Origin of the sequence: Polaromonas sp. (assembly GCF_030682935.1) — a bacterium.
In the GTDB taxonomy this organism is placed as follows: Bacteria; Pseudomonadota; Gammaproteobacteria; order Burkholderiales; family Burkholderiaceae_C; genus Polaromonas.
In genome coordinates, this window is the sequence record NZ_JAUXNA010000256.1 from 1 (window position 1) to 9260 (window position 9260).

9 protein-coding genes, 2 tRNA genes and 1 pseudogene are annotated in these 9260 nt (G+C 64.6%); 6 read left to right on the plus strand and 6 right to left on the minus strand.

Going from position 1 to position 9260, the window contains the following annotated elements; all coding sequences use genetic code 11:
- Window positions 1-211: 211 nt before the first annotated feature.
- Window positions 212-502, plus strand: a pseudogene (locus Q8K05_RS11645) (phage integrase N-terminal SAM-like domain-containing protein); the annotation flags it as partial.
- A 255-nt stretch (window positions 503-757) separates the two neighbouring features.
- Here Q8K05_RS11645 and Q8K05_RS11650 read toward each other — a convergent pair.
- From Q8K05_RS11650 to Q8K05_RS11660, 3 genes are read right to left on the minus strand one after another with little or no spacing between them, the layout of a single operon-like run.
- On the minus strand, window positions 758-2083 hold the full coding sequence (locus Q8K05_RS11650; RefSeq protein WP_305246767.1) for a 3-deoxy-D-manno-octulosonic acid transferase: 1326 nt from the start codon (window positions 2081-2083) through the stop codon (window positions 758-760).
- Window positions 2080-3099, minus strand: coding sequence for a lipopolysaccharide heptosyltransferase I (waaC, locus tag Q8K05_RS11655; protein ID WP_305246768.1), 1020 nt, complete (start codon window positions 3097-3099; stop codon window positions 2080-2082). The genes Q8K05_RS11650 and waaC overlap by 4 nt, the downstream gene beginning before the upstream one ends.
- A gap of 10 nt (window positions 3100-3109) precedes the next feature.
- The gene (locus tag Q8K05_RS11660; protein WP_305246769.1) at window positions 3110-4495 is read right to left on the minus strand and encodes a phosphomannomutase/phosphoglucomutase; all 1386 of its coding nucleotides are present in this window, start codon (window positions 4493-4495) and stop codon (window positions 3110-3112) included.
- A 130-nt stretch (window positions 4496-4625) separates the two neighbouring features.
- On the opposite strand from Q8K05_RS11660, the gene Q8K05_RS11665 reads away from it, so the two are divergent.
- The 4 genes from Q8K05_RS11665 (at window position 4626) to Q8K05_RS11680 (ending at window position 7990) form a co-directional block, all read left to right on the plus strand.
- Window positions 4626-6278 carry a DNA-3-methyladenine glycosylase 2 family protein gene (locus Q8K05_RS11665; protein ID WP_305246770.1) on the plus strand — a complete coding sequence of 551 codons (1653 nt, stop codon included), beginning with the start codon at window positions 4626-4628 and terminating at the stop codon, window positions 6276-6278.
- Window positions 6279-6331: 53 nt separating this feature from the next.
- On the plus strand, window positions 6332-6856 hold the full coding sequence (locus tag Q8K05_RS11670) for a methylated-DNA--[protein]-cysteine S-methyltransferase (protein ID WP_305246771.1): 525 nt from the start codon (window positions 6332-6334) through the stop codon (window positions 6854-6856).
- A gap of 71 nt (window positions 6857-6927) precedes the next feature.
- Window positions 6928-7797, plus strand: a complete 870-nt coding sequence (locus Q8K05_RS11675; protein ID WP_370868837.1) for a DMT family transporter — start codon at window positions 6928-6930, stop codon at window positions 7795-7797.
- Window positions 7798-7807: 10 nt separating this feature from the next.
- Complete coding sequence (locus Q8K05_RS11680) at window positions 7808-7990, plus strand: hypothetical protein (protein WP_305246773.1); 183 nt, start codon at window positions 7808-7810, stop codon at window positions 7988-7990.
- A 9-nt stretch (window positions 7991-7999) separates the two neighbouring features.
- Here the strand turns inward: Q8K05_RS11680 and Q8K05_RS11685 are convergent, their stop codons facing one another.
- On the minus strand, window positions 8000-8659 hold the full coding sequence (locus tag Q8K05_RS11685; RefSeq protein WP_305246774.1) for a DUF1345 domain-containing protein: 660 nt from the start codon (window positions 8657-8659) through the stop codon (window positions 8000-8002).
- A gap of 125 nt (window positions 8660-8784) precedes the next feature.
- Between Q8K05_RS11685 and Q8K05_RS11690 the strand changes: the two genes are divergently transcribed.
- Window positions 8785-8925, plus strand: coding sequence for a hypothetical protein (locus Q8K05_RS11690; protein WP_305246775.1), 141 nt, complete (start codon window positions 8785-8787; stop codon window positions 8923-8925).
- A gap of 43 nt (window positions 8926-8968) precedes the next feature.
- Here the strand turns inward: Q8K05_RS11690 and Q8K05_RS11695 are convergent.
- Together Q8K05_RS11695 and Q8K05_RS11700 are read right to left on the minus strand one after the other, a co-directional pair.
- A tRNA-Asp gene (locus Q8K05_RS11695) sits at window positions 8969-9045 on the minus strand.
- A 77-nt stretch (window positions 9046-9122) separates the two neighbouring features.
- A tRNA-Glu gene (locus tag Q8K05_RS11700) sits at window positions 9123-9198 on the minus strand.
- Between the last annotated feature and the right edge of the window lie 62 nt (window positions 9199-9260).

The window sequence follows — 9260 nt, forward strand, 5'->3', positions numbered from 1 at the left end:
CCGCGAACTGAGTTCTTCCTGGGGATCGGCGAGGGTCATTTGGTGATGCTTAACGTAATGTAGCTCGTCGGATAACCTGGGAAGCCAGTTTATCCGACGGGATAAGAACAACTGACAGACGCCGTGCGGAACGCACCATAAGCCAGCAACCCGCTTGACAACGTGCCTGTCAGGCTGCGTACTGTAAAACACTACGGTATCGAGTAGCCTGATGAACCCGGTCACCTATATCCCCCAATCGAAGCGCTTGCTGGAGCAGTTGCGCGAGGTGTTGCGCTACAAACACTATAGCCTCAAAACCGAACAGGCCTACCTCTACTGGGTTCGCTTCTTCGTCCGCTGGTGCGGCCGTGATGGGCAGATGCGGCATCCGCGCGACATGGGCGCAGCGGAGGTGACGCAGTTCCTGACCATGCTCGCCAATGAGCGCCGGGTGTCGGTGTCCACGCACAATCAGGCGCTCAGTGCTTTGCTGTTCCTGTACCGCGAGGTGCTGGCAGCTTCGTAGGTCGGGTTAGCCCAAGGGGCGTAACCCGACATCGGCGCTTTTGGCTGTGCCCGGGGGCTGTCGGCTTACGCTTCGCTAACCCGACCTACGGGTCAAATACGGCTTAGATTGGTAGAAATTTCAAAAGCACCCGTTTCTCGTGATCGCGAGGCCGCAGGCCGTGGCGATCCATGCAGGAGTTCCAACGCCGTGGATTGCCGCGCTGCGCTCGCAATGACGAAACTGGTATGTTTGTAGTTTCCTGCTCCCTTACAGATAAGCCCGCAGCGCCTCCAGCGTCCTGGCGGTCGCCCCCCGGTTCCGGGCCGCAAACGCCAGCCCGGCCTCCACCGCTTGCGCCAGCGCAGGCGAATCACTCACCAGCCCCAGCGCGACCTGCACGGCTTCGGCCAGATCAGCCACGCGCCGCGCCGCGCCCTCGGCCTCGGCCAACTCAGCCGCTTCGGTGAAGTTGAAGGTGTGCGGCCCCATCACGACCGGGCAGCCGCAGGCGGCGGCTTCGATGAGGTTTTGTCCGCCCAGCGGCGCAAAGCTGCCGCCCAGCAAGGCGACGTCGCTCAGGCCGTAATACAGCGCCATCTCGCCCAGCGAGTCGCCGAGCCAGACGTCGGCCTGCATCGCCTCGCTGCTTTCGGCCGGGCCGGCCGCCCACGCTGAGCGGCGCGACACGCGCAGGCCGTGCTGCGCCGCCAGCGCCGCCACGTCGTCAAAGCGCTGCGGGTGGCGCGGAACGATCAAGGGCTTGAAGGCCGTGGCGGGGCAATTTGCTACTGAATTTATAGCTGGCAGCGCCCGCTGCGCTTTGGCTACAGCCACTATTTGCTTAAGAAAATCCTCTTCTTCACCCTCGCGCGAACTGGCGAACATGAGCACCGGCTGCGCCAGCGCCTGACGCCAGGCCTGGCCTTGCGCGAGTTGGGCGGCGTCGGGCGTGGCGTCAAACTTGAGGTTGCCGAACACACCGGCGACCGGCGCGCCGAGCTGGCGAAAGCGGTCGGCATCCAGCTCGGTCTGGGCGTACACGGCCGACAGCGCGCCGTAGGCGGGCAGTGACAGCGACGGAATGCGCAGCGCCTGCTGCAGCGATTGTTCGGACAAGCGCCCGTTGACGAGCACCAGCGGCATGCCCAGGGTTTGGGCTTCAGCCAGCAAATTGGGCCACAGCTCGGTTTCCATCAGCAAGCCCAGTCGCGGCCTGAAATGGCTGAAAAACCGCTTTACCGCCGCCGGGCTGTCCCAGGGCTGCCAGACCTGCACGTCGCCCGGCTGCAACAGGCTTGCGCCTTCAGCGCGCCCGGTGGCCGTGCCGTGCGTGAGCAGCAGGCGCAATGTCGGATGCTGCGCGCGCAAGTCTTTCAGGAGCAGCGCCGCCGTGCGCGCCTCGCCCAGCGACACCGCATGCACCCAGACCAGCTCTGACGCTGTTTCCCTGGGCTGGGTGTAGTGGCCGAAACGCTCGTCCACCGCCTCCAGGTAACCCGGCTCCTGCAGGCCACGGCGCGCCAGCTTGCGGCGCAGCAGCGGCTGGCCCAGCGTCATGAGCAGCGAATAAAGCCCGCGCGCCCATGCACTCATGCGGCTGGCCGGTTGATCGCCTGGCAGGCCAGCCAGGCTTGCCAGACGGCCTCCACGCTGGGCGCGGGCTGTGCATACACGCTGAGCTGCCGCCCGGCTGAATCCGGTCCGGTGCGCCAGGCGGTGTCGAAGTTGTAGAGCTGCACATGCGGCAAATCCAGCGCCACGGCGATGTGGCTGACGCCGCTGTCCACGCCAATCACGCCCGCGCAGTGCGCCAGTTGCTGCGTCAGCGCATCGAGCGCCAGCAAGGGCCAGACGATGGCTTGGCCGGGTATTCTTTCATTGAGCGCATCGGCCATGGCCCGGCTGGTCGCGAGTTCCTTGGCATTGCCATGCGGCAAGGCGATCTGGTAGCCCGCCGCATTGAAGCGCCGGCCAAGTTCTATCCAGTGGGCCAGCGGCCACTCCTTGTCGGCGCGCGACGTGCCATGCACGAAGGCCACCTGCTTGGCTATTGCGTCAGGCGCTGCCTGCGCCCGACCTGATGGGGCCAGAGCCACTTTTAATCCAAAATCCGGGGCCGACTGCAGCGGGTAGCCGAGCGCCTGCGCCGCGAGTTCGCGCGCGCGCTGCACGGCTGCGGTGTGCGCTGCGATGCGAATCGCCACGTCGGCGACCCAGCGCGTGGGCGCTTCGTAGCCCGAACCCTCGGTCTGGTTGGCCAGCGCGTAACGCCGGCCGCCAGGGGCCAGCCGCGCCAGCCAGGCCACCAGCGCCGACTTGCTCAGGCCCTGCAGGTCAATCACCGCGTCGTAGGCTTCCTGCTGCAACTGCTGGCGAAAAGCGCGCCATTCGTGGCGCGTCGCTGCCGCCAGGGGCGACTTGCGCCAGCGCCGGATCTCGCAGGCAATGATGCGGTGCAGCCCTGTGGTGTGGGCCAGCAGCGGCGCAAACGACTTTTCCACGACCCAGTCAATCTGCGCATCGGGCATGGCGGCGCGAATATCCTGCACCACCGGCAGCGTGTGCACCACGTCGCCCAGGGACGACAGCTTGACGAGCAGGATTTTCACGAAGCGGAGCTCAATGCGCCGCAGCCGCAAAACTCGCATCGGGCTTGACGCTGCGCAACAGCGCCAGCATGTCGGCCTCGATGCGGTGCAGCGCCTCTTGCGTGTGGCCTTCAAAGCGCAGCACCAGCACCGGCGTGGTGTTGGAGGCGCGGATCAGGCCAAAGCCATCGGGCCAATCGACACGCACGCCGTCGATGGTGGAAATCTTGGCGGGCGCCGGGAAAGAAGCGGCCTTGATCAGCGCCTCGACCACGGTGTGCGGCTCGCCTTCCTGGCAGGCGACGTTGAGCTCGGGCGTGCTGAAGCTGGTGGGCAAGCCGTTGAGCAAGGCGCCCGCGTCCGGCACGCGGCTCACAATTTCCAGCAGCCGCGCACCGGCGTAGGTGCCGTCGTCAAAACCAAACCAGCGTTCCTTGAAAAAGATGTGCCCGCTCATCTCGCCGCCCAGCGGGGAGTTGACTTCCTTCATCCTGGCCTTGATCAGCGAGTGGCCGGTTTTGTACATCATGGGCACGCCGCCGGCCGCCTCGATGTCGGGGGCCAGGCGCTGCGAGCATTTCACGTCAAACAAGATCGTGCCGCCCGGCACGCGCGACAGCACATCGCGGGCAAACAGCATCATCTGCCGGTCGGGGTAAATGTTCTGGCCGTCTTTGGTCACGATGCCGAGCCGGTCGCCGTCGCCATCAAAGGCCAGGCCGAGTTCGGCATCGCCGCTTTGCAGGGCCTTGATCAAATCCTGCAGGTTTTCGGGCTTGCTCGGGTCGGGGTGGTGATTGGGGAAATTGCCATCGACTTCGCTGAACAGCTCGGTCACTTCACACCCCAGCGCCCGAAAAATCGCGGGGGCCGATGCGCCTGCGATGCCGTTGCCCGAGTCAATGACGATTTTCATCGGGCGCGACAGCTGGATGCCCGAGACGATGCGTTCGCTGTAGGCCGGTTCCACATCGGCCTGGCTGACGTTCCCGCCCAGCGCGGGCAAGGCCCAGCTTTCAGCTTCCATCATGCGGCGCAAAGCCTGAATTTCTTCGCCATAAATAGCGCGCCCGGCCATCACCATCTTGAAACCGTTGTAGTCCTTCGGGTTGTGGCTTCCCGTGACCTGAATGCCCGAAGTTGCCAGCGTGCTGGCCGCAAAATAAAGCATGGGCGTGGTGACCATGCCGACATCGATCACATCCACGCCCGCCGCCGCAAGGCCGCGTGCCAGGGCCGCGCAGAGGCCGGGTCCGCTGAGCCTGCCGTCCCGTCCCAGCGCCACCGTTTTTTCGCCTTCCGCCAGCGCGACCGTGCCAAAGGCTTTTCCAAGGGCCTCGGCCATCTCTTCGTTGATGGTGGACGGCACCACACCGCGAATGTCGTAGGCCTTGAAAATGGATGCGTTGACTTGCATGAAGGGGTCTTTCTGAAAGTTGACGTTCGCCGATTGTAGGCGGCCCCCCTCCTTCAACCCCCTGTCAACGGCCTTGGGGACATGTCCGGAAACGGCGAGTCGAAAACCCTGCCCGGCGTATCATTTCCCCATGACGACTGACACCGCCGCGCTGGCTGACGACGACTGCTACCTTGCCCTGAAGGCGCGGGACGCGCGCTTTGACGGCAGCTTTTTCACCGGCGTGACCTCCACCGGCATTTACTGCCGGCCGGTCTGCCGCGTCAAAACCCCCAGGCGTGAAAACTGCCGCTTTTTCCGTCATGCGGCGCAGGCCGAGCAGGCCGGTTTTCGCCCCTGCCTGCGCTGCCGGCCCGAGCTGGCGCCGCATTCCGTGGTGTGGTCAATCCAGGACGCGTCCTACATCCTGGCGCACCAGGCCGCCCGCCTGCTCGATGAACCCGACGATATTGCCCCCACGCTTGTCGCTTCGCGTACTGCGCTGCCCCCCGAGGGGGCTGGCCTGGCTTGGGGCGGCCCGGCGCTGCGTCAGCGCTCGGTCGGAACACTGGCCGCGCGGCTGGGCGTGAGCGAGCGCCATGTGCGGCGGATTTTTGAGGCGCAGTTGGGCGTCTCGCCCCTGCAGTACCTGCAGACACGGCGGCTGCTGACGGCCAAGCAACTGCTGACCGATACGGATTTGCCCATCACGCAAGTCGCGCTGATGAGCGGCTTTGCCAGCGTGCGGCGTTTCAATGCCGCCTTTCTGGCCCATTACCAACTCAACCCGACGCAATTGCGGCGCCAGGGCGCCCGCCCCGCAGACGGCGGCATCACCGTGCGGCTCGGCTACCGTCCGCCTTACGACGTCGCGGCGATGCTCGGGTTTTTCAGCAAGCGCGGCATCGATGCTATTGAATTTATAGCTACTGACAAAGATAAGCCAGTGATGGGCAGGACTTTTCGTGTTGAATCGGGGGGCAAGGTGCAGGCCGGCTGGCTGCTGGCCAGTTTTGACGAGGCCCGCTGCCAGTTGGTGCTGCGCGTCAGCGACTCGCTGCGCGAGGTGCTGCCGCTGGTGATTCGCCGGGTGCGTGCGATGTTCGACCTCGACGCCGACCCGGCCGCCATCAACAGCGTGCTGCATGGCGCCTTTCCCGGCGGCGACGGGCTGCGCGTGCCCGGCGCGCTGGATGGCTACGAGCTGGCCGTGCGTGCGGTGCTGGGCCAGCAGATCACCGTGGCGGCGGCCCGCACGCTGGCGCAGCGCATGGTCGACCGGCTGGGCGAGCCCATAGAAACACCGTGGCCGCAGTTGACGCGGCTGTTCCCGGCACCCGCCGTGCTGGCCGCCGCCAGCGGCGACGCGCTGGGCCAGCTCGGCATCGTCAGGCAGCGCCAGACCGCCATCGTCGGCATCGCCCGGGCCGTGGCGGACAAGCGTCTGCAACTGCACGGCGGCGCCGATGTCAGCGCGACCATTGCCCTGCTGAAAGAACTGCCCGGCATCGGTGACTGGACGGCGCAGTACATCGCCATGCGCGCCCTGCGCTGGCCCGATGCGTTTCCGGCGGGCGATGTGGCGCTGCACAAAGCACTGGGCGTGCAGGCGCTGAAAAATCCCGCAAAAGAAGCGGCGCGGGCATCGCTGGCCTGGAAGCCGTGGCGCAGTTATGCCGTCATTCGCGCCTGGAGCGGCACGCTGGGCAGCGCCCCTCTTGCGCCGCCCGCCACTACTGAATTAATAGCTGATTGTGCCCGTACCGCAAGGGCTAGAGCCTTAAAACACGCTGTAAATCCGTAATAAACTGGAATCAACAGGCCGCGGACAAATAAGAGACACTCAAGGCCCTCATCATGAAATTTGACACCCACCTCGTTCAAACGCGCTGCCCCAGTCCCTTGGGACCCATCATCATCGCGGCCTCGCCCCGAGGGCTGGCGGGACTATGGTTTGTGGAAGGCCAGCGCCACCTCCCACCCGAGCTCACCGGACCGACTCTCTGGCCCAGCGACCCCGAACACCCGGTGCTGAAACAGGTCAGCCAGCAGCTCGCCGAGTATTTCGCGGGGCAGCGCAGCCGTTTTGAGCTGCCGCTCGATCTGGCCTGCGGCACCGCCTTTCAGCAGGCGGTGTGGCAGGCGCTGCTCGCCATCCCGCACGGCAACACCGTGAGTTACGGCGAAATCAGTACCCGCATCGGGAATCCGGCCGCAGTCCGGGCCGTGGGTGCAGCCGTCGGGCGCAACCCGGTCAGCATCATCGTGCCGTGCCACCGCGTGCTGGGCGCCGACGGCTCGCTGACGGGCTATGCGGGCGGGCTGGATCGCAAGACCGCCTTGCTCACGCTCGAAGGTGTGCTTGCGGGGGCGCTGCTTTGAGCGCCCCGTCGTCCGGCGTGCTCGCGCCCGTGGCACATGCCGCTCCCAAGCCCTGGGTCACCGACTTCGTGATGCTGGCGGCGATCTGGGGCTCTTCATTTCTCTTCATGCGCATCGGTGCGCTGGAGTTTGGCCCGCTGCCGACGGCCGCCGTGCGCGTGACGATTGCGGCGCTGTTCCTGCTGCCCCTGGTGTGGCTGCGCGGCTTGTTGCCGGAACTCAAAAAACACTGGCGGCGCACTTTTTTCATTGGACTGCTCAACTCGGGCATTCCGTTTGCCTGTTTTTCGTTTGCGCTGCTGTCCATCAGCACCGGGCTGTCGGCCATTCTGAATGCCACGGTGCCGATGTTTGGCGCGCTGATTGCCTGGGCCTGGCTGAACGACAAACTCAATGCATCGCGCCTGCTGGGCTTGCTCATCGGCTTTGCGGGCGTGGCGCTGCTGGCCTGGGACAAAGCCAGCTTCAAGCCGGATGCCTCGGGTGTGGCACCGGGCTGGGCGGTGCTGGCCTGCCTGCTGGCCTGCGTGTGCTACGGCATTTCTGCCAGCTACACCAAGCGCTATCTTTCAGGCTTGCCGCCGCTGGTGACAGCCGCCGGCAGCCAGATCGGCGCCACGCTGGGCCTGGCGGTTCCGGCCCTGTGGCTGTGGCCTGCGCGCATGCCGGGCACCTCGGCGTGGCTGGCGCTGCTGGCCGTCGGCGTGGTCTGCACCGGGCTGGCCTACATCGTGTTTTTCCGCCTGATTGAAAACGCCGGCCCGCCGCGCGCGCTGTCGGTGACCTTTCTGGTGCCTGTGTTTGCCGTGCTGTACGGCGTGGTTTTTTTGGGTGAAGCGGTCACGCCGTGGATGGTGGGGTGCGCTGCGGTGATTGTGTGCGGCACCGCGCTGTCGACCGGGCTCTTGCGGCTGGGGCGGGACCACACACTGACACGATGAAGGAGGCGCCATGAGTTCCGCACGCAAAACCAAACGGAAACTGAAACTAAAGCTGAAGCTGACGGCCCCCAAGCCCAGAAACCCGCTGGTGGCTTTGGCGGCCCAGCGCAAGGCAGGATCGCACCGCAAGTCGCAATCGGCGATCCGGCGCGCTGAGAAAATGGCCCTGGAAAAGCAGCTGCCTGATCAGTGATGGGCGGGTTTACTGCAGCGCGCCCGCCACCAGATTGATGCTGAGCGCCAGTATCAGCATGTTGAAGCCAAAGGAAAGCACCCCGTGCACCAGCGTGAGCCGGCGCATCGCGCGCGAGGTCACCTGCACATCGGACACCTGCGAGGTCATGCCGACCACATGGGCGTAATACAGAAAATCGAAATAGTCCGGATCAAGACCCCCGGGAAACTGCAGGCCGGGTCCATCAGGCTCGTTCAGTTTTTCTTCGTGGTAATAACGGTGGGCATAGCGAAACGCGAACATGGTCTGGATGAACAGCCACGAGGCGGCCAGCGCGGTCATGGACAGCACAATATGAAGCACGCGCTGTGTGCCCGAGAGGTCCCGGCTCTGATGCATCATGACGGTAATGGCCGCCACGCAAGCCGACGTGGCCAGCAGCATCAGCAGAAAAAGCACCACACTGGGTTCATCCTGCGCCTGGGCCCGCGCACGCGTTCGTCTTGAATCAAAGCGGGCGCACAACCACCAGGCCAGCAGCAGGTAGACCGCAATGCCGATGCACCACCCCAGCAGCCCACGAAACTGCCACGCCAGCGGCATGGGCAGTACCGCGGTGGCCACGCCGGCCAGCAGGCCGAAGCCCAGGCGCTGAGCGCCGGTGGTTTCTGAAAGATGTTTACGCATGGCGCTGATTGTGGGCCCGGACGGCAAAAAAGCCTGGATGGGTGCGCGTTTGAAGCCCTGGCGCTGGGTAAATAATCAAAGCCCCGCCCACAAGACCGCAGCCCGCTCGCCAGGGCCAGACACGCATGAACACTGATTTCGCTGGTCTCGAAGAAATTCGCCTCAAAGGCGAGACCGCAGTCGGGCCTGACGACGCGGCAAGCGTAATGCCGAAAAGTGCCGCCTGTCTTGGAGCGGCCAACCGGAAAAAGGGCAACAGAAATTGAAAAAGCCGCTATAAATCAATGATTTATAGCGGCTTCCCAATACTGGCGGAGCGGACGGGACTCGAACCCGCGACCCCCGGCGTGACAGGCCGGTATTCTAACCAACTGAACTACCACTCCTGGTAGATAGCGTTCGCTCTTTCGAGCCAAGTGCTAACAACTTGCGCTTTTTCTCTTCACATTGCTGTGAAGAAATCTGGCGACCCCACGGGGATTCGAACCCCGGTACCTACCGTGAAAGGGTAGTGTCCTAGGCCTCTAGACGATGGGGTCTAAACCTTGGAACTTCCGGAGCAGACTTGTTACAGCCTGCCAAAAATCTCTAAACTCTTCTC

Coding starts and splice junctions, on each gene's coding strand:
- Q8K05_RS11650 (WP_305246767.1), bottom strand. CDS start 2,083: ATGAGTGCATGGGCGCGCGGGCTTTATTCGCTGCTCATGACGCTGGGC.
- Q8K05_RS11660 (WP_305246769.1), bottom strand. CDS start 4,495: ATGCAAGTCAACGCATCCATTTTCAAGGCCTACGACATTCGCGGTGTG.
- Q8K05_RS11665 (WP_305246770.1), top strand. CDS start 4,626: ATGACGACTGACACCGCCGCGCTGGCTGACGACGACTGCTACCTTGCC.
- Q8K05_RS11670 (WP_305246771.1), top strand. CDS start 6,332: ATGAAATTTGACACCCACCTCGTTCAAACGCGCTGCCCCAGTCCCTTG.
- Q8K05_RS11675 (WP_370868837.1), top strand. CDS start 6,928: ATGCTGGCGGCGATCTGGGGCTCTTCATTTCTCTTCATGCGCATCGGT.
- Q8K05_RS11680 (WP_305246773.1), top strand. CDS start 7,808: ATGAGTTCCGCACGCAAAACCAAACGGAAACTGAAACTAAAGCTGAAG.
- Q8K05_RS11685 (WP_305246774.1), bottom strand. CDS start 8,659: ATGCGTAAACATCTTTCAGAAACCACCGGCGCTCAGCGCCTGGGCTTC.
- Q8K05_RS11690 (WP_305246775.1), top strand. CDS start 8,785: ATGAACACTGATTTCGCTGGTCTCGAAGAAATTCGCCTCAAAGGCGAG.